Origin of the sequence: Paludisphaera soli, from assembly GCF_011064595.1 — a bacterium.
Lineage (GTDB): Bacteria > Planctomycetota > Planctomycetia > Isosphaerales > Isosphaeraceae > Paludisphaera > Paludisphaera soli.
The window spans coordinates 190812-217617 of sequence record NZ_JAALJI010000011.1; the positions used below are offsets into that span (position 1 = coordinate 190812).

Consider the following 26806-nt stretch of genomic DNA (forward strand, 5'->3'; position numbering starts at 1 on the left):
CCCCGGCGCCGTCGGCTCGAACGAAAACTCGAAATCGACCTCGCCGGGGGATCGACGCCGACTCAGTGGTTGAACAAGAACTCCGGGCTGTTGATGAGGGCCCAGGCGACGTCCTGCGCCGCGGTGAGGCGGCGGGCGGCGGCCTGCTGGACGCTCATGTCGAGGTCCTTGCGGAGCTGGACGAGCGCGGCCGGCGGGTTCGCGGGCTTGCGGGCGGCCTCGACCTTGGCGACGATCGCGGCCCGCGCCGGGTCGGCGGCCAGGGGGGCCTTCGCGGCGGCCAGGGCGGCCTGGCGGTCGAGCCAGCCCTGGTCCATCGCCCTGTGGTAGCCCATCAGCAGCGCCGTCTGGGCCGGCGTGCGGACGTCGGGGGCCGTGGCCAGCACGGCGCGGAGCGGCTCGGGGAGGCCCAGGCCGACGTCGGCCCGCCGGGCGACCGAGATCCGGAACCGGCCGAGGGTCCAGACGTCCTGGAACCGATGGTGCAGCTTGAAGGTCAGGACGGTCCCGCCGGGGCCGCCGACGGGCTCCTTGGTCTGGAAGGTGGCCCAGTGGAGCAGGCCCGTGCGGGGGGAGACGGCCCACCCGCGCTGGTCGTCGAGGTTGCCGTCGACGGCCTTGGCGACGTCGAACTCGCCCTGGCTGAAGTCGGCGAGGGCGGCGTGCAGGCCGATCGGCTTCGCCTGGTCGGGCGTCGCCTTGGGGGCGGCCGAAAGCTGGAACTCGCTCAGGACGAAGTTGCCGTCGGTCGCGCGGCCGGGGCCGTTGTTGGGCTGCTTGGGGTCGGTCAGGGCTTCGAGCCGGACGGCGACCACGCCTTCCAGGTCGGTCTCGGCCGTGATCGTCACCTCGCCGTTCTTGTTCGGGCCGGAGACGACGATCGAGCCGTCGGCCTCCTTCGTCAAGGTCGCGCCGTTGGAGGCGGCCGTCGCCTTGGCGTCGATGGCGACCCAGGGGTCGACGACCGACGCGGCGTTGGCCTTCTCCCACTCGGCGACCTTGGCGGCGAGCTGCCCCTCGTAGGCCTTCAGGTCGGCCTCGATCGCGGCGGCCTTCTCGGCCCGTTCCTTATCCTTCTGGGCGATCTTGGGAGCCTGGTCGGCGTCGAAGGCGGCCAGCTCGGCCTCGGCGGCGGCCAGGGCCGCGAGCCGCTCGCGCTCGATCCGGGGCCGGTCGGCGGCGAACTCCGCCTCCTTCTTCCCGAGCGTCTCGGCGAGCCGCTTGTGGTCCTCGTCGACCTCCTGGAACGCGGCGCGGGCGGCGGCGACCTCGTCGGGCGTCGCCGGCCGGTTCAGGATGCGGACGAACAGGTCGTCGACGAGCTTCGCGTCGTCGTTCTGGGCGGCCGTGAGCTTCGTCAGGGCGTTCTCCGGGTCGGCCAGGGCGTCGGCCAGGGTCGGCCCGCTGACCAGCGCCATGACGGGGCCGAGCTGCAGGCCGCTGGACCGCTCGCACTCGCAGGCGCTCTCGCGGACGGGGCGGCCGAACGCCGAGAGGAAGCCGCTGGGCAGCTCCACGCCCGAGTCCGGCAGGGCCGAGGCCCGCGTGCCCGGCGGCACCCCCGGGATCCTCGAGATCGAGCCGGTCGCCAGGTTCACCGCGTCGTACAGCACCTCGGCCGGCAGCCGACGCGCGACGGCGTGCGAGAAGTTGGTCTTGTCGTCGGCGTTGAACGGGTTGGCCTCGACCGACAGCTGATACGTCCGCGAGGTGCAGATCTTCCGCAGGATGTTGCGGACCCGGAAGCCCCCCGCCACGAACTCGGCCGTCAGGTGGTCGAGCAGCTCGGGGTTGGTGGGCGGGTTGCCGGCGCGGACGTCGTCGAGCGGCTCGACCAGGCCGACGCCGAACAGGTAGCCCCAGAGCCGGTTGACGTAGCCCCGGGCGAAGTACGGGTTGTCGGCCGAGGTGATCCACGAGGCCAGCTCCGCCCGCCGCGTCGCGCCGTCGCCGGCCGACGGGTGCTCGCACTCGAACGGGAACTTCGGCGGCGTCGGCTGCTTGGTCCGGTCGTGGACGACCTCGGTCTTCGCGGAGTCGGACACCACCTCGTACAGCGGCCGGGGGGTCTCCACGGCGCTGCCGCCGACGGTCTTGCCGCCGGCCGCCGGGTCGGGCTGGAGGTCTACCTGAGCGAAGAAGGCGGCCGTCTGGTAGTACTGGTCCTGGGTCCACTTCTCGAACGGGTGGTCGTGGCACTTGTTGCAGTTGAACCGGACCCCCAGGAAGAGCTGGGTGGTGTTCTCCATCGTCGCCTCGGGATCGCGGAGGATCTTGTAGTACGAGGCGGCGGGGTTGTCCTTGTTCGAGCCGGCCGCGGTCAGGATCTGGCGGGCGAACTCGTCGTACGGGGCGTCGGCGGCCACCTGGGCGCGGATCCAGTCGCGGAAGGCGGCGGCGCCCTCCACACCCAGGAACTTGCGGTTCACCTGGAGCAGGTCGGCCCACTTGTTCGTCCAGTAGTCCACGAACGCCGGCGAGCCGATCAGGCGGTCGACGAGCGCCTCGCGCTTGGCCTTCGACTCGGTCGGGTCGGCGAGGAACGCGCGGACCTCCTCGGCGGTCGGCGGCAGTCCGGTCAGGTCGAGCGAGACCCGGCGCAGGAACTCGGCGTCGGTGCAGAGGTCCGAGGGCTGGATCTTGAGCCGCTCCCACTTGGCGGCGACCAGCTCGTCGATCGGGCCGTAGCTGGGGGGCTGGGCCCAGGCGAAGCCGGTGCGGTCGCCCATGACGGTCAGCGTGGTGGAGGCGTAGGCCCCCTCGTAGCGGACGAGGATCGGGGCCTCGCCGCGGCGGATGGCCGAGACCAGGCCGTGGGCCTTGGTCGCGGCGACCTCGGTGTCGCCGCTCTCCAGGAAGGCCTCGCGGGTGACGTCCCGCGTGACGCCGTCGTGGAAGGTGGCGACGACCCGGATCTGCTGGAGGGCGCCGGGGAGCTGGACGATCGGGTTGGCGGGGAAGACCTCGATCTTCGCGACCTTGGCCGCGTCGCGGTCGAGCTTCGCCCCCCGGGCGATCCAGGAGCGGACGACCTCATAGTAGGCGTCGCCGGGCTTCATCAGCAGCCCGCCCGCGTGGGGGACCACGCCCGTCGGCTTGTCGAGCATCAGGCTGTCCTCGGGCGAGGCCAGGTTGACGCGGCGGCCGGCGTTGTCGTCGGTGAAGGCGGTCACGTCGAACAGCGGGTCATACCCCCGCAGCGACAGCTTGAAGCCGTTCTTGCCCTGGGCCGAGCCGTGGCAGGTCCCCTGGTTGCAGCCCAGGCGGGAGAGGACCGGGTTGACGTCGCGGATGAAGTCCGGGTGCATCGGCGCGCCGAAGCCCTCGACCTTCGCCGCGACCTCGACCGACTTGCCGCCGAGCGTCAGGACGACCTTCGCGGCGCCGTCGGCCCGGGGCTTCGCCAGCCCGCCTCGCGAGATCTCGACGGCGTCGCCCTCGATCTTCACGTCGACCATCCGGGTGGCGTCGACGGTCTCGCCCGAGGCGAGGGTCGCGGTGGCGACGAGCTGGGCGTAGGCGGCGGGGGAGCCGAGGACGACCTCGCGGGGCTCGACCTCCAGGCTCGCGACGACCGCGCCGGCGGCGAGGGTCTCGGTCGCCGCGGGCTCCTCGGGGAGGGCCAGGCCGGCGGTCGCGGCCGCGGCGGCGAGGTTCCCCTCGGCCGAGCCGGCGATCGGGACCGGGGTGAACTCCTTGACGAGCGAGCCGGTCTCCGGGTCGATCAGCCGTACCAGGCCGTCGCCGCCGGCCGCCGCCAGGACCTGGCGGTCGGGGCGGAAATCGACCGCGTAGACGCCGCCGGTCGGGATCTTGAACCGGGAGATCTCCTTCACGCCTTCCTTGTGGTAGGCCGCCACGGCCGCGTTCTCCTCGGCGGAGCGCGAGGTGGCCACCTTGGCCTGGATCTTCTTCAGCTCCTCGGGGTACTCGTCGCCGAACTCGTAGGAATAGACGGCGACCTCGCCGGTCGCGCCGTCGAGGCTGCCGCCGGCGGCGATCCGCAGGCCGTCGGGGCTCACGGCCACCCCCATCACGCGGCCGGCCAGCGAGGGCATCTCGCGCATCAGGTTCGAGTCGTCGCCGATGACGCGGACGGTCTGGCGGAAGATCCGGTAGACCTTGGGCTGGCCGTCGGACCCGCCGACGACGATCTCGTCCCGCTTGGGGTGCCTCGCCAGCGCGCCCAGGCCCCCCTTGAGGGCGCCGGGCGTGATCGAGGTCACGTTGTCCACGAACCGCTGCTCGGCGACCTCGGTCAGCTTGGCCGACATGTCGCGGCCGACCGAGACCAGGTGCGAGCCGTCGGCCGAGAAGACCGTGTCCAGCGCCCAGTCGCTGTGCGAGCCCATGAACAGCACCTGCTCGCCGGTCTTCGCGTCGATCGCGCGGACCGAGTTGTCGGTGCAGCCGAAGGCGATCTTGGTCCCGTCGGGCGACCAGCTCGCGCCGAAGACGACGTCGAACGAGACCGAGGCCGACAGGGTCAGCTTGCGCTTGGCGACGTCCCAGACCTGGATCTCGCCGCGGCGGGCCGGGTCGCCGCCGGCGGCGGCCAGCTTCGCGCCGTCGGGCGAGAAGGCGAGGGAGTCGACGCGCTCGGAGAGGCCGACGAGGCGGGCGACCAGCTCGGAGCCGTCGGCCTTCCACAGCAGGATCTCGTGGAACCCGGCGACGGCCAGGAGCGAGCCGTCGGGGGAGAACGCCAGCGAGGGGACGACCGGCGGGCGGGTGTACTCGGGCGGGTGCTCGGCGTCGATCTTCGAGCCGGCGCCGACCGGCGTGTCGTCGACGGCGCCCTGGGCGATCCAGGCGGTGATGGTCTCGATCTCGGCCGGGGCCAGCGGCGCCGCGTCGCGCGGCATCGCGGCCTTGCCGTCATGGATCGTGATTTGCTCGACGAGCGGGCTCTCCTCGGGCTTGCCGGGCTCGACGGCGGCCCCTTCGGCCTCGCCCCCCTTGAGCAGGCGGTCGAACGAGGTCATCACGTAGGCGCCGCCGGCCTTCGCCGGCTGGTGGCAGCCCTGGCAGCGGGCCTGCAGGATCGGCCGCACCTGCTTGTCGTAGCTGACCTTCGCCGGCGCCGCCGGCTCCTCGCCGGCCGCCGTCCCCGCGATCAACGCGAGGCCCGCCGCCGAACTCCCCAGCCAGAACCAACCGCGTCGCGGCCGACCGTCATCGCACGTCGTTCGACCCATCAGCGCATGCTCCCCGATGTCGGGACTCGATCAGATGCATTCGGCAAATGTTAAACGGTCCGGGGGGCGGACGCAATGAGTGGACGTCGGCGGTGGAATGAGAATTGGATGGATGGGCGAATTGTCGCGCCGGGCGTCCGCGGAAATGGGAGCGGCACCGCCCGTGGCCGGTGCGGCGCCGCGAAGGGGATCCGGGGGGAGTCGGGTCGGGGCGGACGCTTAGAAGGCGTCGGTGCTGAGGATCTCTCCGCCGGCGACGGAGCCGAGCCCGCGCCAGACGGGGAGGCTGATGGAGTCCTTGACGAACTGGACGTGGCCGTCGGCGAAGACGCCGTTGACGCCCCCCGGGTGTCGGCTGCGCGATCCCAGCACGGTGTTCCGCGCCAGGGGCTGGATGATGCAGGGCGGGGCCCCGCCGAGGTTGCTGGGGTTGCAGTAGGTGGACCAGAGGACGTCCGGGAGGCGGCTGTTCGGGGCGAGGTTGGTCTCGAACGCGGCGGCGTAGCCCCAGTGGACGAAGCCCCGGAGGTCGCCCGGCCGCTTGCCCTGGACGATCTCCGAGACGAGCAGCGTGTTGCTGGTGCCGTCGGTGATCGCCGAGAGGTTCACCGTGCCGTGCTGCTCCAGCGTGTAGCCCTTCGGGCCGCCGTTGACCGCCGTCGGGGGCCACATGTCGGAGAACGGCGCCTTCTGGAACCGGACCTCGTCCACGCCCGAGCCGATGGTCGGCACCTGGTAGAAGGTCGTGTTGCCGAAGTTCGCGGCGTAGTTGAACGACGGGATCTCCTGGAGCGGCTTGGCCGCCTCGTCGCTGGGGCAGAGGTAGACGCTGAACAGTGTCCGCGAGATCGTCGTGTTGGCCGCCCCGCCGTAGCGGAGGGCCGTCGACCCCGCGCCGGTCGCCGCGCCGTTGGCGGAGTTGTCGCCGTTGAAGTTCCATCCGTTGAAGGCGGACGTCTGCTCCATCGCCGGCAGGACGAAGACGATCCAGGTCCCCCAGCAGCATCCCTTGACGCCGGCCGGCAGGCTGCCGTAGGTGCTCTCGTAGTTCGCCATCCCCAGGCCGATCTGCTTGAGGTTGTTGGCGCACTGCATGCGCCGGGCGGCCTCGCGGGCCGACTGCACGGCCGGCAGTAGGAGCGCGATCAGCACGGCGATGATCGCGATCACTACCAGCAGCTCGATCAGGGTGAATCCGCGTCGCTTCGATCGGGGCATCGGAGGGTCGTCCTCGGGGGTCGGTGGGAGGGATCGGGGGAGGGGGCCGGCGGCGCTCAGGAGCGTCGGCCCTTGCGGGGGGCGGGCCTGCGGGTCAGCTCGAAGTCGAAGGCGTTGGGCTTGCCCGGCTCGACGTTGGCCTTGAGGGTGGTCCTGACGTTGTAGTCCTCGGGGACGACGTCCGCCCCGACCTCGGCGGAGTCGTCGCCGGGGAGGGCCCCGGACGCCTCGCCTTCCCCGGGCGCCGAGGTGATCGAGACCGCATACTCGCCGGCGATCGGGCCGTCGGCGGCGGCGATGGAATACGCCCCGTCGACCACCGGGGCCCAGGCCCCCCCCTCCTGGCCGGCCTGCCTGGGCAGGAACTGGATCGCGCCGCGGTCCAGGGGCTTGCCCCCGAACGTCACCTTGCCCGACACCGCCTCGCGCGGCAGGCCGTCCCCGCCGCCGCAACCGCCGCCCGCCAGCAGGGCGACGGCCAGCCAGGCGGCCGCTCGCCGCGTCTCGCATCTCGGATATCGCAAAGCATCAGGCCCTCGCCCCCTCCGGGACGCCCGGCCCGACCCGCGGGCGCAACGGCCCCCGACGGCCCGGGGGCTCGGCCGGCGGGGCCTCCGGGATCGCTCCGGGGGCGTCGACCCCGAAGAGATTAGGGGTAGAGCGTGAAGGGGGCGTGAAGGCGGACGGAAGATCGGGGGAGGATCGGCAGGCCCGACGATCCGATCGCCCCGGCCGGAGGGACGCTCAGCCCTGGGCCCAGCGCAGCCAGGCGGCGGCGTCGGCGTCGCTGGGCATCCGCCAGTCGCCCCGGGGGGAGAGGCTGACGGTGCCGACCTTCGGGCCGTCGGGGACGCACGACCGCTTGTACTGCTGGGCGAAGAACCGGCTCAGGAACGTCTTGAGGGTCTTCGCGACCAGCTCGGGCGGGTAGGGCTTCGAGAATTCGGCGAACCGGGCCAGGAAGAGGACCTTCTCGGGCGGGTAGCCGAGTCGGACGACGTGGTACAGGAAGAAGTCGTGCAACTCGTACGGGCCCAGGGCGTCCTCGGTCGACTGGAGGATCTCCCCGCGCTTTGAGGGGGGGAGCAGCTCGGGCGAGATGGTGGTCTCGGCGATCGAGTTCAGGGTGTCGCGCGTGGGCCCCTCGGGGAACTCGTGCATCGCGGCGTAGCTGACCAGGAACCGGACGAGCGTCTTGGGGATCGAGCAGTTCGGGTTGTACATGCTCATGTGATCGGCGTTGTACGTCGACCAGCCGAGCGCCATCTCCGAGAGGTCGCCGGTGCCGATCACGAACCCCCGCGACATCAGGAGGAACGTCCGCAGCCGCGCCTGGACGTTCTCGAAGACGAGGTCCTTGCGCCTGTCCTCGGGCACGTCGAGCAGGGCCGCGCGGAGGGTTTCCACGTCCATCCCCTTGGCGTCGATCCCGAATGGCGCGTGGCCCAGCTCCTGGAAGGTCTGCAGGGCGAGGGGGGCGATGTCGATGGTCTCGGACGAGACGCCCAGGTGGTCCATCAGGTCGATCGCGTTGGTGCGGGTCCGGCTGGTGGTGCCGAAGCCGGGCATGGTCAGCCCGCGCAGGAGCTTGCGGTCCCGGCCCAGCAGGTCGAGCGTCTTGACCGCGACCAAAAGCGCGAGGGTGGAGTCCAGCCCGCCCGAGACGCCCAGGTGGAACGTCGAGGCCTCGGGCATCCGCTCCATCCGCTTGGCCAGGCCGGCGACCTGGATCTCGAAGATCTCGGCGCAGCGGCGGTTCAGCTCGGGGCCGGCGGTGGGGACGAACGGCGCGGCGGCGACGTACCGCTTCAGGTCGTCGCGCTCGGACGAGGCGAGGCCGACGGGCACGCGGCGGAACGGCCGGATCGGGCCGACGGGGGATTCGAACGTCGCCTCGGAGCGGCGCAAAAACGTCAGCCGGGCGACGTCCACGTCGCGCTCGATCCAGTACGACCCGCGCTCGACGGGCTTACCGTCCCCCACGCGTCGGGACTCCGCCATCAGCCCGCCGTTCTCGGCGATCAGGCAGTGGCCGCCGAACACCAGGTCGGTCGTCGACTCGGTCGGCCCGGCCCCGGCGTAGGCGTAGGCGGCCACGCAGCGCCCGGACTGGCCGACGACCAGGTCGGTGCGGTACGCGCTCTTGCCGATCGTCTCGTTGCCGGCCGAGGGATTCAGCAGGAGCGTCGCCCCCGCCAGCGCCTGCGAGGCGCTCGGGGGGATGGGGATCCAGAGGTCCTCGCAGATCTCGACGCCGATCACCGCGTCGCGGCCCGCCGCCCCGGCGCCCTCGACGGGGAAGAGCAGGTCGATCCCGAACGGCGTCGAGCGGCCCAGGATGTCCACCTCGGCCGGCTCCTCCCCCTTCGCGGGGCGGAACCAGCGGCGCTCGTAGAACTCCTTGTAGTTCGGCAGGTGCTGCTTGGGGACGACCCCGCGCACGCCCCGGCCGTCGATGACCGCCGCGCAATTATAAAGATGCGGCCCCACGCCCAGCGGCAGCCCGACCACCACCACGCGCGGCTTGCCCGCGTTGGCCTCGACGACCGTCTTCAGCGCGTCGAGCGCGGCGTCCAGCAGGGTCGGCTGGTAGAAGAGGTCGGCGCAGGTGTAGCCGGTGAGGCAAAGCTCGGGGAAGAGGACGACGTCGCACGCCTCCGTCTTCGCCAGCACGCCGACGACCTCGCGGGCGTTGGCCGCCGGGTCCCCCACCGAGGTCTTGAGCGACGCGCAGGCGACGCGGAGCAGGCCGAAAGCGTTCATGTCATCCCCATCGCAGCGCTCGAGCAGCCGATTGACCAATCCGTCCCACCGAGAGTAAAACAGGACGACCCCGGCATCAATGCAACCGGGGCGCCGAACCCGATCCCGGGCCTCCCGCCGCGCCTCCCCGCCGGCCCCGGGCGTCCACCCTCACCGACGACCCGGAGTCCAGGCCATGCAGCCCGAGCCGTCGACTTCGATCGCGGGGACCGCCGCGCCGGGGCCCGTCGCGGCCCGACCCCGAGGCCCCTCGATCCTCCACCTGACCTTCCTGGTCGCGGCGGCGGCCGTGACGGTCGCCGCCTGGCCCCTGGTTCCCTATCTCGACAACGCCGTGCCGCGATCGACGATCCGGCCCGTGGCGTGCCTGGTCCTCACCGCCTATTTCTGGTCGCCCGTGATCGCGGCGCTCCTCCTGGCCGGCCCCGCGGACCGTCGCCGGGACGCCGCGCGATCGTACGGGACGGCGGCGGTCGTCGCCATCGCCCTGTCCGCCGCCTGGCTGACGGTCCGTTGCCTGGGGGCCGAGGCCGTCCGGCAGCAGCTTTACGCGTCGGCTGGGCTCTATCCGCCGACGTCCCGCGTCGGCCTCGCCCGCCTGATCTTCCCGGCGGCCGGCTCCTATTACAGCCCGGTCGCCCAGCAGCTGATCCAGGGGGCGTCGAACGCCGGCTGCGCCATCCTCGCCGTCTGGGCGATCCTGGCCCTCACCGGGGCCGGGCGCAGGCCCAAGGGGTGGCTGGAGTGGTCCTCCTTCGCCTTCGGGCTGGCCTGGGTCGCGTTCCACGCCCTGAACGGCTTCCTGGCGGTCGCGATGGGATCCCGCCACTACTTCCACTCGTTTGAGATCCAGTTCTGACGCGGCGCCGACGGCCTCGGCCGTATTCCTGAAGTTTCCGTTCGGAAGGATTGATGCGTCACTTCAAGCGATCTCGTCACGGGCATCAACACGAGCGAAGTGCCGGAACCTCGCTTCATCGATCGCGTGGAGGGACGACCATGCCGCCAGAATCCGAGGCTGCCCCCTCCCCGCCCGTCGCCGGCTCGAAGGCCCGGCGACGACCGCGGGGGGGGTGGTCGTTCGGCCTCGGCCATCTGATGTCCCTGGTCGTGGCGGTCGCGCTGGCGTACGCCCTGGTGCCGGTGCTCAAGAACTTGATCAAGGACCCGAACTTCGCGTGGGGAGAAGATCCGGCGGATGCTCTCTACCTGATCGCCGCCGAGCTGACATTCTGGACGTTCTTGCTCGCCGTGTCGCTTGCGGCCGGAGGTCGGCGAGGCCTGAGGCGCGCGACACGGACTTACGGCGGCGCCGCGACTCTGGCGGCCGTCGCGGCGCTCGGCTTCCAGACGTTCAGCATCCTCGCGGAGTCGATCGTGACGCAATACGGACGCGGCCAATGGTCCGGGCGCTCGCCTTGGGAGATCGCCGTCGGCCTGATCATCGAGCCTTACGCGGCGTGGCCCCGTCCGCTCCCCTGGCTCGTCCTCTTCACGACCTCGCAGAAGATCGCGGTCGTGGTCGTCGCCGCATGGGCGGTCCTGGCCCTGTCCGGACGGGGGCGACGGCCCTCCGGGTGGCTGGATCTGACGGGCCTCCTGCTCGGAGCGGGTTGGGTGGCCTGGGCCTTCGCCCATGACTACACGCTCACCGCATCTTTTTATTGAAGCCTCGGCCGTACTCCTGAAGCTCTCATTCGGAAGGATTCATGCTGCACATCAAGAGACTCTCGATCCTGACGGCCTTCCTCATCACCCTCGCCGGCGCGGCGTTCGCCCAGGCGCCGGTGGGGCAGGCCCGCAAGCCGTTCGCCAAGCCGGGGGTGCCCCGGAAGACCGAGCGGATCCGCTCCTACGACGTCAAGCACATCAAGGCCGACTTGAAGCTCGACCTGGAGAAGGGGACCGTGGCCGGGACGGTCGCGCACACCGTCGCCCCGCTGCATGCGCCGCTGGCGAAGCTGGAGTTCGACTGCGGGCCCAAGCTCAAGGTCGAGCGCGTCACGCTCGGCGCGGCGGCCGTCGAATTGCCTTTCGAGCACAAGGGCGAGACGCTGGCGATCACGCTCGACCCGCCGAAGCCGGCCGGCGAGGACCTCCTCGTGACCATCGCGTACTTGGGCCAGCCCGACCAGGGCCTGCACTTCATCCCCCCCGACGCCGCCAACCCCGACCGCCCCCGCGCCGTCTGGACCCAGGGCGAGGCCGAGGAGACCCGCTACTGGCTCCCCTGCTACGACTCGCCGAACGACCAGGCGACGACCGAGATGGTGATCACGGTCGCCAAGCCCTACTCGGTCGTCTCCAACGGCGCGCTCGCCGAGACGAAGGAGAACCCCGACGGCACCCGCACGTTCCACTGGAAGATGGAGCAGCCCCACTCCAGCTACCTGATCACCGTGGCGGCCTCGGAGTTCAACGCCTTCCGCGACTTGGTCGGCGACCTGCCGGTCGAGTACTACGTCCTCAAGAACGTGGACGAGGAGACGGCCCGGCGGTTCATGGGCAAGACCCCGAAGATGATCGCCTTCTTCAACGAGGTCACCGGCCAGCCCTACCCGTACCCCAAATACGCGCAGGTCTGCCTCCCCGAGTTCAACGGCGGGATGGAGAACACCTCGGCCACGTCGATGACCGACGACGCCCTGCTGGACCGGATCGAGGCCCAGGAGCGCGACATGGACGGCCTCGTCGCGCACGAGCTGGCCCACCAGTGGTTCGGCGACCTGATGACCTGCAAGGACTGGTCGCACCTCTGGCTCAACGAGGGCTTCGCCTCCTACTTCGACCCCCTCTTCGCCGAGCACGAGCTGGGCGAGGACGAGTTCCTCCTCCAGATGCGTTCCGAGCAGCGCGGCTACTACGGCGCCGACTCCATGTACCGCCGGCCGATCGTCGAGCCCCGATATGAGAACCCGACGCAGATGTTCGACGGGATGTCCTACGCCAAGGGGGCCTGCGTCCTGCACGCCCTGCGCGGGACGGTGGGCGACGAGGCCTGGTGGAAGGGCATCAAGCAGTACGTGGCCGCGAATAAGTTCCGCAACGTGGAGTCCGACGACCTCCGCAAGGCGTTCGAGTCCGCGACGGGCAAGGACCTGGGCTGGTTCTTCGACCAGTGGGTCTACAAGGCCGGCCACCCCGAGCTGAAGGCCTCGTGGCGGTACGAGCCCGAGGACGCGAGCGTCCGGCTCAAGGTGGAGCAGCTCCAGAAGCTCGACGAGCAGACGCCGATGTTCCGCCTGCCGACGACCGTCGAGATCGTCGCGGCCCCCGGGAAGTCGAAGACCGTCCCCGTCGTGATCGACGGCCCGACCCACGAGTTCGTCATCCCCGTCGACGCCGAGCCGAAGGCCGTGCTACTGGACCCGAAGGGCTGGCTCCCGAAGCAGATGCAGTTCGAGCGGCCCGTGGCCGAGGATCTGTTCCTGCTGGAGCACGGCCCCAACGTCCTGGCCCGGCTCGACGCCGCCGAGGCGCTTTCCAAGAAGGTCGCCGACCATCCCGAGATCAAGCCGGCGCTCGCCGCCGCGTGGGCGAGGGAGAAGCGCCCGACGGCGGCGGTGAGGATGCTGGAGGCTCTGCCGAAGGGGGACGAGGCGTCCCGCGCGACGCTGGTCGCGGCCGCCGCTTCGCCCGAGGCCCGCGTCCGCACGGCGGCCGTCGCCGGCCTGGCCGCGCTGCCGCGCGACGACAACTCGGAGGCCCTGCTGCGCAAGGTCTGGGAGGACCCCGAGGCCTCCTACGGGGCCCGTCGCGCGGCCCTTCGGGGGCTGGTGGCGTGGAAGGTCGCCGACGCCGACAAGCTGGTGGACGCGGCCCTGGGGCAGGACGTCGGCAAGCACGTCCTGGCCGCGACGGCCCTCGGCCTGGTGCTCGACCAGCCCGGCGCCCGGGCCCGCGAGGTGGCCGCCGCCTACGTCGCGTCGGGTCGCCCGGCGCGGCTCCGCTACGCCGCTCTCCAGGCGTTGGAGTCGCTCGCCAAGGACGACGCCTCGCTCCAGGACCTCATCGTCCCGCTCGCGGAAGACGCCGATCGCGGCATTCGCACCCGCGCCTGGGGCCTGATCCGCACGCATCGCATCCAGAAGGCCCTGCCGATCCTGGAGGAGCGGTTGAAGACCGAGGACTTCGGCTTCAACGCGGGCGCCCGCAACATGCTGGAAGCGGCCGTGAAGGCGCTCAAGGAGCCCGCCCCGGCGGCCGCCCCCGCGAAGCCCGCGGCCGAGCCCGCCAAGGCCCAGGCCCCGACGGCCGAGCCCTGGGCCGAGATCCAGAAGCAGGTGGACGAGTTGGAGCGTCAGCTCCGCGAGCTTCGCAAGAAGGTCGAGGAGCGCAAGGCCGGCTGAGCCCGGGCGGGGGGCCTCCGTCGACGCTCCCCGCTCAACACCACCGAGACGGGACGGTGGTTTCCTGGGTGCCACGGGTTCCTCGAACCCGTGGACCGGCTCGGGATCTCGGCGCCGGCTCGGGACCCGTCCGACGCCGATCCACGGGTTCGAGGAACCCGTGGCACCCCGATCCGAACATGCCGACGGTCACAAGCCAGCGGCGTTCCGTGCGGAGTCCCTCTCCGTCGCGCTCAGGCTCACTCGCCGAACGGCGAGAGCGTGGGCGTGGCGGGGAAATCCCGGCGCTCCGGCGCGGGGGCCGGCGAGCCGACGGTGCCGGCCTTGTCCGGGTCGACGACGGCCGGGCTGGGCTCGAGGACGGGGGCCGACGGCAGCCGGACGTCGCCCGTCCGGGGCTGGAAGCGCCTCGAGCCCGTGCAGCCCGAGGCCAGGGCGAGCGCGATCACCAACGCGGCCGTGCGGTACAGGGGCGTCATCCCGATCTCCTCCTTGGGGGAAAGGGCGGACTTCCCGCCGCCCCGGCCGGCTAGAATAGCGGGATCGCGATTCTCGCCAAGTCGAAATTCCCTCAAGTCCGCGACAGGCCCGGCCGACGCGGGAGAGGAGACGCCCCGATGAGCACGCCGCCCGAAGGACAAGACTCCGCCGCCGCCTGGCCCTTCGCCGAGCCTCCCGACGACGAGGCCGTGACGCTCGACCGGATCGTCCGCGGCGAGTCGCCCATCCTGCTCGTCGCCCGCGACGACGACGGCTGGCAGTTCCTCGACGGCGAGCACGTCTTCGAGGAGGACGGCGAGGTCGTGCTCCTGGGCGAGGCCCTGCAGCTCGACCCGACGCTCGCCGACCTGGCCGACCTCCCCGTCGGCTGGCACGCCCGCCGCCCGGACGTGGGCCGGCCCTGGACCCGCGCCGAGGGCGAGCCGGAGCCCTGAGGCGTCGCGCGGGCCGATCCCGGAGGCGGCCTTCGGGCACGCTCGGCGACGACCCGGCTCTCGCTCGGACCATGGGCTCGTCGTCCGGGAACGGCCTTCACCCGACAGGGGGAAGGCCGGACGTCGACGGCCTCGGACGCATCCGTTCGCGGCCGTCGCCAGGCCCGGCCTGTAGATCGACCGGCGGCCAGCGGCTAGACTCGGGGCCCTTGGAATCCTCCGTCCCACAGGCCCCCGGGGATCGCCCGCCGATGACGAGACGCCCGTTCGTCGCCCGCCTCGCCCTCGCAATCGCCCTCCCGCTCGCCTCCGCCTGCCTCCCCGCCCCCGCCCGCGCCGAATCGTTCGAAGAGAAGGTCGTGGCCCTGGTCGCGCCCCACGGCCCCGAGGCCGTCGTCGAGGTCGCGCTGCACGACCTGGCGACCGGCGAGACCGTGCTCATCCGCGCCGACGAGCCGATCCACCCGGCCAGCACGATGAAGGTGCCGGTCATGATGGAGGTCTACCGCCGGGCCGAGGCCGGCGGACTCGGCCTGGACGACGAGATCGAGGTCAAGAACACGTTCGCCAGCATCGTCGACGGCAGCCACTACGCGCTCGACGTCGCCGACGACTCCGAGACCACGCTCTACAAGCGGGTCGGCGGCAAGGCCACGATCCGCGAGCTGGTCTTCCTGATGATCACCGAGAGCAGCAACCTCGCCACCAACATCCTCGTCGAGAAGCTCACGGGCGAGGCCGTCACCGCCTTCATGAAGGAGCTGGGCGCCGGGGACCTGAAGGTCCTCCGCGGCGTCGAGGACGACAAGGCCGTCGCCCTGGGCCGGAACAACGTCGGCACGGCGCGCGGGACCATGACCATCCTGACGCGGCTGGCCGAGGGCACGGCCGTCTCCAGATCGGCGTCGGACGCCATGCTCGAAGTCCTCCGCGCCCAGAAGTTCAACGACGGCATCCCCGCCGGCCTGCCGGAAGGGACCGTCGTGGCCCACAAGACGGGCTCGTTCGCGAAGGTCTACCACGACGCCGGGATCGTCGAGCCGGAGGGCCGCAAGCCGTTCGTCCTCGTCGTCATGACCCGGGGGATCGAGGCCGAGGACGCCTCGCGGAAGCTCGTCGCCGACGTCGCCCGCGCCGCCTACGAACACGTCGTCCGCTGAACGACGCACTCCCCGCCACCTCAGGAGATCCACCGATGTTCAAGACTCGCTTCGTTACGCTCTGCGCCCCGGCGATCCTGGCGGCCCTGACGGGCCCGGCGACGGCCGAGGAGCCGAACGTCGCCCCCGCGCCCCCGGCCGGCCAACTGGTCGTCGGCGACGGCCCCGGCTGGCGGCCGCTCAAGGAGGCCGACTTCACGCACGTCAACGACGAGCCCGACACCTGGAAGTTCCTGGACGACCAGGCCGAGATCCACGGCACCGGCATGCCCGTCGGCGTGATCCGCACCAAGGACAAGGTCAAGAACTTCGAACTGGTGGTCGAGTGGCGGCACCTGAAGTCGGGCGGCAACTCGGGCGTCTTCGTCTGGGCGCCCGAGAAGGTCCTGACCGGCCTGAAGCCCGGCCACCTGCCGCCGGGGGGCATCGAGGTCCAGATCCTCGACCACGGCTACGCCGAGCAGTACCAGCTCAGCACCGGCAAGAAGCCCGACTGGTTCACCACCCACGGCGACGTCTTCCCCGTCGGCTCGTCGAAGATGAAGCCGTTCCCCCCGATCTCCCCCGACGGCTCGCGCAGCTTCCCCACCAAGAACCGCTCGCGCGGGCTCAACGAGTGGAACCACTACTACATCCGCGGCGTCAACGGCGAGGTCCGCCTCTGGGTCAACGGCGAGGAAGTCTCCGGCGGCGCCGAGTGCAACCCGTCCGAAGGCTTCCTCTGCCTCGAAGCTGAAGGCGCGCCGATCGAGTTCCGCAACCTCCGCATCCGCAACCTGCCGTGAGCCGCGAGACGACCCGATGAAGGCCCTCGTCATCGGCGGCGGTATCGGCGGGCTGGCCTCGGCGATCGGCCTGCGGCGCGTCGGCTGGGACGTGGAGGTCTTCGAACGCGCGACGAGGCTCGACGAGGTCGGCGCGGGGATCTCGCTCTGGCGGAACGCCCTGGCGGCCCTCGACCGCCTGGGCGTCTCGGCCGCGCTGAAAGGCCTGGGCGTCGAGGGGCAGACGGGAGCTTTCCGCGCGCCCGACGGCTCGATCCTGCTGGACATGAAGGCCGGGCCGATCGACACCTCGCGCGAGGGGGTCATCCTCCTGCTCCACCGCGCCGAGCTGCTCGGCGTGCTGATCGACGCCCTCGGCCGCGACTCGGTCCGCACCGACGCGCGGCTCGTCGGCTTCGAGCAGGACGCGGACGGCGTGACGGCCCGGTTCGCCGACGGCCGCGAGGCGCGCGGGGACGTCCTCCTCGGCGCCGACGGCCTCCGTTCCACGGTTCGCGCCGCGCTCTTCGGCGCGGAGCCGCCGCGCTACGGCGGCTACACCGCCTGGCGCGCCGTCGTCGAGTTCGACCCGTCGCGCCTCGTCCCCGGCGAGACCTGGGGCCGGGGCCGCCGGTTCGGCCAGTGGGGGATGACCGGCGGCCGGGCCTACTGGTACGCCACGCAGACCGTCCCCGAAGGCGGCGGAGACCCGCCCCGGGGCCGCAAGCGGGGGCTCCTGGACCTGTTCGACGGCTGGCACGAACCGATCGCCGACCTGATCCGAGCGACCGACGAGTCCGCCATCCTCCGCAACGACGTGTACGACCGCCCGCCCCTCCGGCGTTGGTCCGACGGCCGCGTCGCGCTCCTGGGCGACGCGGCCCACCCCATGACCCCGGACATGGGGCAGGGCGCCTGCCAGGCGATCGAGGACGCCGTCGCCCTGGCCGACGCGCTCGCCCAGGTCGGCCCCGCCGAGGTCCCCGCCGCCCTCCGCTCCTACGAATCCCGGCGTATCCCCCGCGCCTCGCGGATCGTCCGCGCGTCCCACCAGGCCGGGACGATCGCCCAGTGGTCCAACCCCCTCGCCTGCAAGCTCCGCGAGGCCCTCCTCCGCTCCCGCTTCGTCGCCCGCAAGCAGGCCGAGCAGCTCGCCTGGATGATCGAGCCCACCTGAATGGACCGACCCGGCCCGCGGCGCGTTCCGATCGGCCATCTTCGGATCACCTGGGGAGGGCGGCGCTCGCCGGGCTTCCCGAGCGGAGCCAATTCCGCCAGGAAAGTCCGTCGCGGATCATGAAGTCTCGCCAATGCTTGCGGCCCGAAGCGACCACGCTCGCCTCGCTGGGTTGATGCGGATACGGCGATCTTGCTGTAGAGTCGCTCGCCCGACGCCGGGCCTCCCGGCGACTCGCCGCGACCGCGCGACGCCCCCGGTGCGAAGGGGGATCGCCGGCGCGCCCGGCCGCGGGCGACGAGGAAACGACGGGGACGGACGGCCGCGAGACGCGATCCGCCCTTCTCACTCGCGCCGGTGCGGTCGGTCTGAGGATTTGTTCGCAGGATGTTCCAAGGAGATGGATTGCATGATGCGTCTAGGATTGAGCCTTTTCGTCGGAATCGTCGGCCTCGCGCTCGCGCCGGGGGCCGCCCTGGCGGGCTATACGACCACGGTGGTGATGAGCGGCCTGGATAATCCGCGAGGCCTCGCCTGGGGCCCTGACGGCAGCCTCTACGTCGCTGAGGCCGGCCGCGGGGGCGACGGCCCCAGCATCCCCTCGGGCGACGGCCAGACGGTCTCCTACGGCGCCACCGGCGCGATCAGCCGGCTGCGTAACGGGGTGCAGGAGCGGATCACGACCGGCCTCCCCTCGCTCGCGCCCGCCGGCGGCGGCGGGGCGACCGGGCTGCAGGACCTGTCCTTCAACAGCAAGGGCGAACTGTACGGCGTCATCGGCCTCGGCGCCGACCCGACCCTTCGCTCCCAGCTGGGATCGGCCGGCGACGGCTTCGGCCTGCTCGTCCGGATCCCCCTCGACGGCGGCCCCCTGACGACGATCGCGAACCTCGCCGATTACGAGGAGTCGCAGAACCCGGACGGGGGGCTCCTCGACACCAACCCGTTCGGCGTGGTGGCGCTCCCCGACGGCAGCTTCGTGGTCACGGACGCCGGCGCGAACGCCGTCGTCCGCGTGACCGACCAGGGGGTCGTCTCCACGCTGGCGGTCCTGCCGCCGCGCGACAACCCGCTGCCGTTCGGCCCGCCGGTCTACCAGGCGGTCCCCACCGGGGCGGTCCTGGGCCCCGACGGGGGGATCTACTTCGGCGAGCTGACGGGCGGCCCGTTCCCCCCGGGCGCCGCGAACATCTATCGCCTCGACCCGGTGACCGGCCTGCTGACCCTCGCCCACGACGGCTTCACGAACCTGATGGACCTGGCCTTCGGCCCGGACGGAGCCCTGTACGCGCTGCAGCTCTCGGCCAACGGCCTGGCCTCGCCCGACGGCCCCGTGCCGGGGCTGCTGACCCGGATCGACCCGGCGACCGGCGAGCGGACCGTGATCGCCCGCGACGGCCTGGTCTTCCCGACGTCGGTCGCCTTCGGCCCGGACGGCGCGATCTACGTCACCAACATGGGCACCGCTCCGGGCCAGGGGCAGGTCCTGCGGATCGCCGCCGTCCCCGAGCCCTCGACCGTCGTCCTGCTCGGCCTCGGCCTCGCCGGCCTGGTCGGCTACACCCGCCGCGGTCGCTGATCGCGTGAGGGGAAGGGCCCCCGGCGCGACCACGCGCCGGGGGCTTTCTCCGTCTCGCACGCCGACGCCCTCAGTCGCCCGAGTCCTCGAACGGCCGCATCTCCGGGAGCGGATCGGCGACGGTCTTCTGGATCGCGCGGACGCGTTCCCAGACGACGTCCGACATGCCGTGCTGCCAGACGCCGCTGACGACCCGGCGGAACTTCGGGTCACGCGCCGCCTCGGCCTCCACGCGGTCGATCACCTCCCCGTCGAACCGCCCGAGGAGGCCTTCCAGCGGCCCGGCGGCGACGGCCTGGAGGACCCCCGCGTCGTCGGGCGCGGCGGCGATCAGCTCGCGGAGGAAACCCCACTGCTCGTCGGCGTCCGCCATGAACGTCAGCATCGTCACGGCCCCGAGGGCGCCCGTGGGGTCCGCGACCTCGTCGCCCTCCTCGTCTTCATCCGTGGGGGCGAGGGCGTCCAGGTAAGCGCGGATCAAATCTCCCCGGCGCTCGTCGGCCCAGGGGGTGGACAGAGGCCCGAACAGCGTCGGCTCCTCGCGGCCGAGCCGCCGACTCCGGCGAGGGCGACCGGCGTGGAACTCGGCCGCCTTGCGCACCGTTTCCACGCGTTCCTCGGCCCCGGCGACGGCCGGGTCGTCGGGGCCGAGGCGAGCGACGAGGATCGCCCGCGCGCGATCGGCCGCCTCGAAGGCCTCGTCGCCTTTCCCCGCGTCGGCCAGGCTGTTCGCCAGCTCCCCGAGGGCCGTCGCGTACTCGACCGATCCCGTCCCGTACTGAGCCTCCGCGTCGTCGAGCCCCTCGCGGTGGATCGCCACCATCACGTCGTAGTCGGCGGCCCGGCGCTCCAACTCCTCCAGCTCTTCAAGGCGCCCTGCGTCGCGGAGATACTGGCCGCATCCCCCCAGATACCAGCGATGCGCACACCAGTCGACCTCGGCCGCGTCGTCGAGCAAGGTTGCGACGAGACGGTCGAAGTGGAAGGCCGACTCCTCGCCGCGGCCGGTCTTCCCCAGATACTTCGCCAGCCGGGCGCGGGCGTCGAGGACGTCGGGATGGGCGTCGTGGAGCCGCTCCTCGCAGCCGGCCAGGGCCTTGCGATAGCAAGGGGCGGCGTCGACTTCGAGCCTCCCGTGCTCGTAGGCCATGCCGAGCCTCTGCGCGGCCCGGGCCGTCCTCGGGTCGGCCGCGCCGGCGAGCCGCTCGAAGAGGTCGAGGGCGCGGGCCAGGAGGGGCTCGGCGTCGTCGTATCGGCCGATGAAGTAGCGACGCCAGCCCGCCTCGTCGAGGCATTGCGCCAGCTCCAGGTCCTCGCGACCCGCCGCGTCGAAGGCCGCGACCGCCCGCAGGGCCAGCTCGTCCGCCTCCTGGTCCCCCGCCGGTTCGAGCGCCCGATCGGCCGACCTCCCCAGGGAGAACAGGGCCTCCGCCAGCTGGATCCACGTGGAGACGACGTCGGGATGCTCGGGCCCGGACGTCGCCTCGTAGATCGCCAGGGCGCGGCGGTATTCGGCCACCGAGTCGGCGTGGCATCCCGTCGTCGTCGCCAGCCAGGCGGTGTGGCGGAGCACCCAGGCCGTCAAAGGCGAGTCCGGCCCGGCCTCCGCCTCGGCCAGCCGCAGGGCCTCGGCGAGCGGCCCCGCCGAGTCGCCCCAGGCCCGGCGTTCCCAGCAGGCCCTGGCCTCTTGCACCAGCCGGACGATCGCCTCGGCGGCCGGATTCATCCCCTCGACGGCGTCCGATTCCTCATTCATGCGCGTCCCCCCGGGCCCGGCTTCTCGGGGCCGCCCGCGCGGCCCCGCCTCCAGCCTACCTGTGGAGGCGAAATCCGTGAAAGGGTTCGCGCCGGCCTGTGTAGAGTAGGTCGGGAGGACCGAGCATGGACGAGTCGCCCGAGACGCGGCGGTCGCTGATCGTCAGGCTGAGGGAGCCGGAGGATTCGCGGGCGTGGCACGAATTCGTGACGCTCTACGAGCCGCTGGTGCTGCGACTGGCGCGTCGCAAGGGGCTGCAGGACGCCGACGCGCGGGACGTCTGCCAGGAGGTCTTCCGCGCCGTCGCCGGCGCGGTGGACCGCTGGGACCCGGACCGCGGCAGCTTCCGGGGCTGGCTCTCGCGGATCGCCCGCAACCTGCTGGTCAACTTCCTGACGCGGGGCCGCCACCAGCCGCGCGGGACGGGGACGACCGGCATGATCGAGCTGCTGGAGGCCCGGCCGTCCGACGACCCGTCGGCCACCGCCCTCTTCGAGCGTGAGTACCAACGTCGCCTGTTCCGATGGGCGGCCGACGAGGTCCGGCGCGAGTCCACCCCCTCGGCCTGGCGGGCCTTCGAACAGACCGCGATCGAGGGCCGGAGCCCCGCCGACGTCGCCGCCGAGCTGGGGACCACCGTGGGCGCCGTCTACATCGCGAGGAGCCGGACGCTGGCGAAGGTCCGTCGCAAGATCGAGGAGCTGCGTGATGAACACGACCCCGAACGCGTGTGACCCGGCCCGGCTCCGGTCGATCGACTGGGACCGCCTGGCCCCCGCCGAGATCGCCGCCCTGGAGCGGCACCTGGACGCCTGTGCGTCGTGCCGCGACGAACTCGACCGGATCGTCCGAGTCGACGACTGCCTGGCCGCCGCCAAGCTCGGGCCGGCGGGCGACGAGGACTTCGACGACCCCGAGACCGAACTCGCCGGCCCCGAGCCGCTCGACTTCCTCGCGCCGACCGACTGGCCCGACTCGCTCGGCCGGCTGGGGACGTACGAGGTGAAGGGGGTGCTCGGCCGGGGCGGGATGGGCGTGGTCCTGAAGGCGCACGACCCGGCCCTGGGGCGGAACGTGGCGATCAAGGTCCTCTCGGCCCCGCTGGCGACGTGCGGGGCCTCGCGGCGCCGGTTCCTCCGCGAGGCCCGCGCCGCGGCGGCGGTGGTGCATGAACATGTGGTCTCGGTCTTCGCCGTCGTCGAGTCCGCCGGGCTGCCGTTCCTGGTGATGGAGTACGTCCCCGGCCGCTCGCTCCAGGAGCGGATCGACCGCTTCGGCCCGCTCGGCTTGGCGGAGATCCTCCGCATCGGCCGCCAGACCGCCGCCGGGCTGGCCGCGGCCCACGCCCAGGGGATCGTCCACCGCGACGTCAAGCCGGCGAACATCCTGCTGGAAGACGGCGTGGAGCGGGTCCGGCTGACCGACTTCGGCCTGGCCCGCGTGGTGGCCGACGCCGCGCTCACCCGCAGCGGGGTCATCGCCGGCACGCCGCACTACATGGCGCCCGAGCAGGCGTCGGGCTCGGCCGTGGACCACCGGGCCGACCTGTTCAGCCTGGGGAGCACCCTCTACGCCGCCGCCGCCGGCCACCCGCCGTTCCGCGCCGAGACCCCGCTGGGCGTGCTCCGCCGCGTCTGCGACGACCGCCAGCGCCCGCTCCGCGCCATCAACCCCGAGGTCCCCGCCTGGCTCGAAACCCTGATCGACCGCCTGCTCGCCAAGGACCCCGACGACCGCTTCGCCACCGCCGACGAGGTGGCCGACCTCCTCGAACGCTGCCTGGCCCACGTCCAGCAGCCGCTGGCCGCGCCTCTCCCCCCCGAGCTGGCCGACCCGCCGGACGCCCGCGCCCGCCGTCGGCTCCTCCGCGAGCTGGCCGCCCTGGCGGGGCTGACGGTGATCGCGGCCGGCGTGTACGTCGGGACGCGTCCCGCGCCGCCCGTCCCCCCGATGACGTTCGACGGGCCCTCCGTCGAGGTCTCCGAGATGGCGACCGCCCCGCCCGCGCCGGTCCCCTGGCCCGAGATCGACGCCCTCCCGGCTCGCTTCCGCGAGGCGTCCGACGAGGCCGACCGCCTCGAAGCCGCCCAACGCGAGCGGCCGGCCTCGGAAGACCCCGACGAGCTCTCCGCCCAGATCGCCGACCTGAATCGCGACCTCGACGCCTTCGAGCATTCGATCGCCCCGCCCCGCTGACCCGCGTCCCTGATCCTCGCATGTTGGAGCCGCCGCCATGAAACGGAGATACCTCGCCGCATCCGCCGCCGCACTCGGGGCGATGGGCCTGCTCGGCGTGACCCAGGTCCGGTTCGCGAACGCCTCGAAGGCGGCCGCCGCCTACGTCGACTTCGACGACGCTCCCCACCCCCTGCTCGCCCAGGCGGCGCCCGAAGCGGCTCCCGCGTCCCCGACCCTCCCCGCTCCGGCGGCCTCCCCCTTGCCGGCCGACGCGCCGGCTCCGCAGCCGGTACCCCTGCCGCCCACGACCGAGGAGCCCCCGACCCCTCTGGACCCGCTGCCCGGGCCCACGACGCTGCCGGCCCCGATGATCGACGCCCAGCCGGCGTCCCCGCAGCCCGCGGCGGTTCCGGCCGACGCCCCGGACTCCCTCGAGCCCTTGCCGCAGCCGGGCGAGGCCCCGACGACCGGCACGCCGGCCCGCGGGTCGCTCGCGCCTGTCGAAGGCGGAGACCCCGAATCGCCAAGCCGACCCACAGTGCGACGAAGGTCGGCCACGACCCCGTCGGTCAGACGTCCGGAGAGGTGGGCGCCCCGACCGGCCGAGGCGCCGATCCCCGCCGACGTCCCGCCGCTAGCCGAGGAGGCGAGGGACCCGTTCTTCCGCCGCCAGCCCGCCCCCGCCCGAGTCGCTCGCCCCTCCGAGCCGACGCGAGCCGTCGGCCTGCCCGGCGAACGCAGCCCGTTCGAACTCGACGACAGCCCTTCGACCGACCTTGACCCCGTCTTCCCCACGCCCGGCGATCGCGTCCCCGGGGCCCCGGCCGAGGATGGCGAGGCCCTCACGCGCCGCTACATCCGAAAGCTGGCCGAGGTCCGCAGCGCCGCCGCCTCGCCCGAATCCGACTCGGCGATCCGGCAGATGGAAGCATCGATCCGAGGCCAACTCGGCCAGCAGTTCGACGCCCGCCAGCGCCGCTACGTCGACGAGATCGAGGCCCTCGAAGCCAAGGTCGCCCGGCTCCGGGCCCTGGTCGACAAGCGCCAGGAGAACCGCGACGACATCGTCCAGAAGCGGCTGAACCAGCTCCTCAGCGAGTCCGAGGGGCTCGGCTGGTGAAGCCGGCGGGGCGGTTGCGGAGGTCGACGCGCCGGCGAGGGGCCACCCTCGCCGGCGTCGCGATCAAGGCTCCGCCTCGTCGTGCCAGTCGTTCCCGCAATGGAAGCACTGCCGGGCCTTCGGCGTCTTCAGGATGCGTCGGCAGCGCCCGCAGAGCCGGATCGTCACCGGCCCGACGCGGGCGACGGCGTCGCGGCAGGTCTTCGCCTCCAACTCGTCCAGCTCCCGATCCGTGAGCCGATCGAGGCCCGGATCCGCCACCCGCCACCAGTGGATCGCCCGGAACTCCCGACCGTGCTACGGTTCCGAGGCTCGGATCCCGCGAATCATCTCGATGTCCGCGAACCGCCGCCTCTCGGCCTCGTCGAAGATCTCGGCGAGGTAGCGGCGGACGTAGCGGAGGAACTCGCGATCCACGTCGTACGTCTGGTCCACGCTCCGCTTCTCCCAGTCCAAGGCACCCTCGCCCGAACGATGATCGGACCCGGCCGATGTCCCGCCGGCCCCGAAGGCCCGGCAATGTGGCCGGCGCGGCGTGAATCGTCAAGCCCGCCGGCTCGACGACGGGACTGGAGTTCGTGGGTTCGTCACGGAGTCTTCGACCGATCGAACCTCCGGCATCGGCCGCGACCTGCCCCCCCGCCGCGACTCGCGATACACTGGGACGACGGGGGCGATCGGAGCCGCGCCCCCAGGCCCGGCCATCGAGGGATCCCATGCCCAGCGCGGCGATCGCGACCTGCGACCAGTTTCCCAGCCTCTACGAGGACGACCGCCTGTTCGCCGACGCCCTGGTCCGCCGGGGCTGGGAGGTCGCGCCCCGCGTCTGGGACGACCCGGCCGTCGACTGGGGGCGGTTCGATCGGGTCGTGATCCGCTCGACCTGGTGGTACTACGAGAATCCCGAGGCCTACCGCGCCTGGCTCGAAACATTCCGCGCCGCCCCGGGACGGCTCTGGAACCCGCCCGAGGCCGTGCTCGCGAACGTCCACAAGGGCTACCTGCTGGACCTGGAGCGCGACGGGATCCCCATCGTGCCGACCGTCCTGGCGAGGGCCGGGGAGAAGGTCGCGCTCGGCGAAATCCTCGCCCGCCGGGGCTGGACGCGGGCCGTCGTGAAGCCGGCGATCTCCGCCGGCGCGGCGAACACCTGGAAGGTCTCGGACGACCCGGTCGACGCCGGCCCCGCGTGCTTCAACGTCGAGCGGTCGGGCCGGATGCTGGCCGACGCGCTCGCGGATCGGGACATGCTCATTCAGCCCTATCTGCCCGAGATCGCCGAGGGGGGCGAATGGTCGCTGGTCTTCCTCGGCGGCGCGTTCAGCCACGCCCTGACCAAGGCCCCGGCCGAGGGGGACTTCCGCGTCCAGTTCCGCTACGGCGGCATGGTCCGCCCGGCCGAGCCCCCCGCCGGGCTCGTCGAGCAGGCGGCCAGGGTGCTGGCGTGCGTCGCCTCCCCGCTCCTCTTCGCGCGGGTCGACGGTGTGCTCCGCGACGGCCGCTTCCTCCTGATGGAGCTGGAGATCAACGAGCCCTACCTCGGCCTCGCCCACGCCCCCGGCGCCGCCGACCGGCTGGCCGACGCCCTCGTCGCCCTCGGGGGTTGAGCGGCGATCGGTCGCGAGGAGCATCCGCTCAGGCGTCGCTCGATCAACCAAGCCGGTCCATGATCGCCCGAGCCTCGGCCGACCGGGCGGCGTCGGCCGGGGCGAAGGTCAGGATGCAGCGATCGCCGTCATTCATCGGATAGAAGGCCGTCGCGACCTCGATCGACCAATCGGGCGTCCCCAGGCGGAACGTCCCCGAGCTCGGCGCCGGCGGCCGGCCGTCGATCCGATCCGCCGCCGCGCGATAGAACCGCGCCGCGACCTCGACCGACCAATCGGGCGTCCCGACGCGGGCCCCCACCGAACTCGGTCCCGGCGGCCGGCCGCCGATCAGATCGGCGGCCGCGCGGAGACGATCGGCGAGGCGTGCGTTCCAGGATCGCAGGCCCGCCAGGCGTTTCAGCTCCTTGGTCCACAAAGGGGCGAGATGGACCGGGAGCGAGGCGTAGTAATGCTCGCCGTCGATCACGGACCAGAGCCGGTATTCCCTCTCGCCGGCCTCCCCCTCGGCTGGGTGGAGGTCGATCTCGCTCGCCCGGTCCCGCAAGGCCGCGAGGAAGAGCAAGAGCAGGACCTTCGCGTGCGAGGCCAGCGAGTTCGACGCCGCTACGTCCGCCACGTCCACGAACCAGGCCCCGTCGACCTTCCGCCCAAGGCGGCCTCGCCCCTCGAGCCGGTGAACTCCCTTGGGCTTTTGCGGGACGCCGCCATCGGGAACTTCCACACCTATCCCCCCGTCGGAGTCGGGATCGCGTCGCCGCGTCAACGGCGGCGTCGGCGACGCGGGGGCTCCCGCCCCGCCGCCTTCATCAGCATGGCATAGACGACCCACCCGTCAAAGCGATTGCGTTCCGCAGCCCGATCCACCGCGCTGAAGTGCCAACGATTCCGGATCGTGGGGTCGGCCCTCGCCTCAGCCTGGATCCGGGGCCTCTCAGCGAGCACGAGCCGACGACGCCCTCCGGGGGCGTGGGCGATGACGGTCTTCCCCCCTCGCGGGGG

General features: G+C 72.3%; 22 protein-coding genes. 12 read left to right on the forward strand and 10 right to left on the reverse strand.

Annotated elements, in window-relative coordinates:
* Positions 1-62 precede the first annotated feature (62 nt).
* The 4 genes from G6O68_RS33285 to G6O68_RS16005 form a co-directional block, all read right to left on the reverse strand.
* Positions 63-5198, reverse strand: coding sequence for a DUF1549 domain-containing protein (locus G6O68_RS33285; protein WP_165249552.1), 5136 nt, complete (start codon positions 5196-5198; stop codon positions 63-65).
* A gap of 219 nt (positions 5199-5417) precedes the next feature.
* Positions 5418-6416 (reverse strand): DUF1559 domain-containing protein, encoded by a 999-nt coding sequence (locus G6O68_RS15995; RefSeq protein ID WP_165249554.1) that lies wholly within the window; start codon positions 6414-6416, stop codon positions 5418-5420.
* A gap of 56 nt (positions 6417-6472) precedes the next feature.
* The gene (locus tag G6O68_RS16000) at positions 6473-6940 is read right to left on the reverse strand and encodes a hypothetical protein (RefSeq protein ID WP_165249556.1); all 468 of its coding nucleotides are present in this window, start codon (positions 6938-6940) and stop codon (positions 6473-6475) included.
* Between the two features lie 220 nt (positions 6941-7160).
* Positions 7161-9179 carry an NAD(+) synthase gene (locus tag G6O68_RS16005; protein WP_165249558.1) on the reverse strand — a complete coding sequence of 673 codons (2019 nt, stop codon included), beginning with the start codon at positions 9177-9179 and terminating at the stop codon, positions 7161-7163.
* Between the two features lie 175 nt (positions 9180-9354).
* On the opposite strand from G6O68_RS16005, the gene G6O68_RS16010 reads away from it, so the two are divergent.
* From G6O68_RS16010 to G6O68_RS16020, 3 genes are all read left to right on the forward strand, one after another.
* Positions 9355-10038, forward strand: coding sequence for a hypothetical protein (locus G6O68_RS16010; RefSeq protein WP_165249560.1), 684 nt, complete (start codon positions 9355-9357; stop codon positions 10036-10038).
* Positions 10039-10178: 140 nt separating this feature from the next.
* Entirely contained in the window at positions 10179-10847 is a 669-nt protein-coding gene (locus G6O68_RS16015) for a hypothetical protein (RefSeq protein WP_165249562.1), read from the forward strand.
* Between the two features lie 41 nt (positions 10848-10888).
* Positions 10889-13528, forward strand: coding sequence for a M1 family aminopeptidase (locus G6O68_RS16020; protein ID WP_165249564.1), 2640 nt, complete (start codon positions 10889-10891; stop codon positions 13526-13528).
* A 239-nt stretch (positions 13529-13767) separates the two neighbouring features.
* On the opposite strand, the gene G6O68_RS16025 is transcribed toward G6O68_RS16020, so the two are convergent.
* The gene (locus tag G6O68_RS16025; protein ID WP_165249566.1) at positions 13768-14007 is read right to left on the reverse strand and encodes a hypothetical protein; all 240 of its coding nucleotides are present in this window, start codon (positions 14005-14007) and stop codon (positions 13768-13770) included.
* Between the two features lie 138 nt (positions 14008-14145).
* Between G6O68_RS16025 and G6O68_RS16030 the strand changes: the two genes are divergently transcribed.
* The 5 genes from G6O68_RS16030 to G6O68_RS16050 all read left to right on the forward strand — a co-directional run bounded on the left by G6O68_RS16030 (position 14146) and on the right by G6O68_RS16050 (position 19143).
* Positions 14146-14463 (forward strand): hypothetical protein, encoded by a 318-nt coding sequence (locus G6O68_RS16030; protein WP_240911295.1) that lies wholly within the window; start codon positions 14146-14148, stop codon positions 14461-14463.
* Between the two features lie 251 nt (positions 14464-14714).
* Positions 14715-15623 carry a serine hydrolase gene (locus tag G6O68_RS16035; protein ID WP_165249568.1) on the forward strand — a complete coding sequence of 303 codons (909 nt, stop codon included), beginning with the start codon at positions 14715-14717 and terminating at the stop codon, positions 15621-15623.
* 35 nt (positions 15624-15658) lie between these two features.
* Positions 15659-16408: a 3-keto-disaccharide hydrolase gene (locus G6O68_RS16040; protein WP_165249570.1), complete on the forward strand. Its 750-nt coding sequence runs from the start codon at positions 15659-15661 to the stop codon at positions 16406-16408.
* Between the two features lie 16 nt (positions 16409-16424).
* Positions 16425-17564 (forward strand): FAD-dependent monooxygenase, encoded by a 1140-nt coding sequence (locus G6O68_RS16045; RefSeq protein ID WP_165249572.1) that lies wholly within the window; start codon positions 16425-16427, stop codon positions 17562-17564.
* 409 nt (positions 17565-17973) lie between these two features.
* Positions 17974-19143, forward strand: coding sequence for a ScyD/ScyE family protein (locus G6O68_RS16050; protein WP_165249574.1), 1170 nt, complete (start codon positions 17974-17976; stop codon positions 19141-19143).
* Positions 19144-19213: 70 nt separating this feature from the next.
* Here G6O68_RS16050 and G6O68_RS16055 read toward each other — a convergent pair whose 3' ends face one another.
* Positions 19214-20899, reverse strand: a complete 1686-nt coding sequence (locus tag G6O68_RS16055) for a tetratricopeptide repeat protein (RefSeq protein ID WP_165249576.1) — start codon at positions 20897-20899, stop codon at positions 19214-19216.
* A gap of 125 nt (positions 20900-21024) precedes the next feature.
* Here G6O68_RS16055 and G6O68_RS16060 point away from each other — a divergent pair, with 125 nt between their 5' ends.
* Genes G6O68_RS16060 through G6O68_RS16070 form a run of 3 tightly spaced genes read left to right on the forward strand, consistent with a single transcriptional unit; the run spans position 21025 to position 24197 of the window.
* Positions 21025-21633 carry an RNA polymerase sigma factor gene (locus G6O68_RS16060; protein ID WP_165249578.1) on the forward strand — a complete coding sequence of 203 codons (609 nt, stop codon included), beginning with the start codon at positions 21025-21027 and terminating at the stop codon, positions 21631-21633.
* Entirely contained in the window at positions 21608-23095 is a 1488-nt protein-coding gene (locus tag G6O68_RS16065; protein WP_165249580.1) for a serine/threonine-protein kinase, read from the forward strand. Before G6O68_RS16060 ends, G6O68_RS16065 begins: the two co-directional genes overlap by 26 nt.
* 37 nt (positions 23096-23132) lie before the next feature.
* Positions 23133-24197 (forward strand): hypothetical protein, encoded by a 1065-nt coding sequence (locus G6O68_RS16070; protein WP_165249582.1) that lies wholly within the window; start codon positions 23133-23135, stop codon positions 24195-24197.
* Between the two features lie 63 nt (positions 24198-24260).
* On the opposite strand, the gene G6O68_RS16075 is transcribed toward G6O68_RS16070, so the two are convergent.
* Together G6O68_RS16075 and G6O68_RS16080 are read right to left on the reverse strand one after the other, a co-directional pair.
* Positions 24261-24458: a hypothetical protein gene (locus G6O68_RS16075; protein WP_165249584.1), complete on the reverse strand. Its 198-nt coding sequence runs from the start codon at positions 24456-24458 to the stop codon at positions 24261-24263.
* 36 nt (positions 24459-24494) lie between these two features.
* Positions 24495-24632, reverse strand: coding sequence for a hypothetical protein (locus G6O68_RS16080; protein ID WP_165249586.1), 138 nt, complete (start codon positions 24630-24632; stop codon positions 24495-24497).
* Between the two features lie 281 nt (positions 24633-24913).
* On the opposite strand from G6O68_RS16080, the gene G6O68_RS16085 reads away from it, so the two are divergent.
* Positions 24914-25804 (forward strand): ATP-grasp domain-containing protein, encoded by an 891-nt coding sequence (locus tag G6O68_RS16085; protein ID WP_165249588.1) that lies wholly within the window; start codon positions 24914-24916, stop codon positions 25802-25804.
* A gap of 43 nt (positions 25805-25847) precedes the next feature.
* Here the strand turns inward: G6O68_RS16085 and G6O68_RS16090 are convergent, their stop codons facing one another.
* Positions 25848-26528 carry a hypothetical protein gene (locus G6O68_RS16090; protein ID WP_165249590.1) on the reverse strand — a complete coding sequence of 227 codons (681 nt, stop codon included), beginning with the start codon at positions 26526-26528 and terminating at the stop codon, positions 25848-25850.
* A 38-nt stretch (positions 26529-26566) separates the two neighbouring features.
* Positions 26567-26806, reverse strand: a 240-nt coding sequence (locus G6O68_RS32405; RefSeq protein ID WP_206108112.1) for a hypothetical protein, incomplete at its 5' end; no start/stop codon positions are given.

Excerpts from the sequence above, each read along its gene's own strand:
- G6O68_RS33285 (WP_165249552.1), bottom strand. The coding sequence starts at position 5,198 with ATGGGTCGAACGACGTGCGATGACGGTCGGCCGCGACGCGGTTGGTTC.
- G6O68_RS15995 (WP_165249554.1), bottom strand. The coding sequence starts at position 6,416 with ATGCCCCGATCGAAGCGACGCGGATTCACCCTGATCGAGCTGCTGGTA.
- G6O68_RS16005 (WP_165249558.1), bottom strand. The coding sequence starts at position 9,179 with ATGAACGCTTTCGGCCTGCTCCGCGTCGCCTGCGCGTCGCTCAAGACC.
- G6O68_RS16010 (WP_165249560.1), top strand. The coding sequence starts at position 9,355 with ATGCAGCCCGAGCCGTCGACTTCGATCGCGGGGACCGCCGCGCCGGGG.
- G6O68_RS16015 (WP_165249562.1), top strand. The coding sequence starts at position 10,179 with ATGCCGCCAGAATCCGAGGCTGCCCCCTCCCCGCCCGTCGCCGGCTCG.
- G6O68_RS16020 (WP_165249564.1), top strand. The coding sequence starts at position 10,889 with ATGCTGCACATCAAGAGACTCTCGATCCTGACGGCCTTCCTCATCACC.
- G6O68_RS16025 (WP_165249566.1), bottom strand. The coding sequence starts at position 14,007 with ATGACGCCCCTGTACCGCACGGCCGCGTTGGTGATCGCGCTCGCCCTG.
- G6O68_RS16030 (WP_240911295.1), top strand. The coding sequence starts at position 14,146 with ATGAGCACGCCGCCCGAAGGACAAGACTCCGCCGCCGCCTGGCCCTTC.
- G6O68_RS16035 (WP_165249568.1), top strand. The coding sequence starts at position 14,715 with ATGACGAGACGCCCGTTCGTCGCCCGCCTCGCCCTCGCAATCGCCCTC.
- G6O68_RS16040 (WP_165249570.1), top strand. The coding sequence starts at position 15,659 with ATGTTCAAGACTCGCTTCGTTACGCTCTGCGCCCCGGCGATCCTGGCG.
- G6O68_RS16045 (WP_165249572.1), top strand. The coding sequence starts at position 16,425 with ATGAAGGCCCTCGTCATCGGCGGCGGTATCGGCGGGCTGGCCTCGGCG.
- G6O68_RS16050 (WP_165249574.1), top strand. The coding sequence starts at position 17,974 with ATGATGCGTCTAGGATTGAGCCTTTTCGTCGGAATCGTCGGCCTCGCG.
- G6O68_RS16055 (WP_165249576.1), bottom strand. The coding sequence starts at position 20,899 with ATGAATGAGGAATCGGACGCCGTCGAGGGGATGAATCCGGCCGCCGAG.
- G6O68_RS16060 (WP_165249578.1), top strand. The coding sequence starts at position 21,025 with ATGGACGAGTCGCCCGAGACGCGGCGGTCGCTGATCGTCAGGCTGAGG.
- G6O68_RS16065 (WP_165249580.1), top strand. The coding sequence starts at position 21,608 with ATGAACACGACCCCGAACGCGTGTGACCCGGCCCGGCTCCGGTCGATC.
- G6O68_RS16070 (WP_165249582.1), top strand. The coding sequence starts at position 23,133 with ATGAAACGGAGATACCTCGCCGCATCCGCCGCCGCACTCGGGGCGATG.
- G6O68_RS16085 (WP_165249588.1), top strand. The coding sequence starts at position 24,914 with ATGCCCAGCGCGGCGATCGCGACCTGCGACCAGTTTCCCAGCCTCTAC.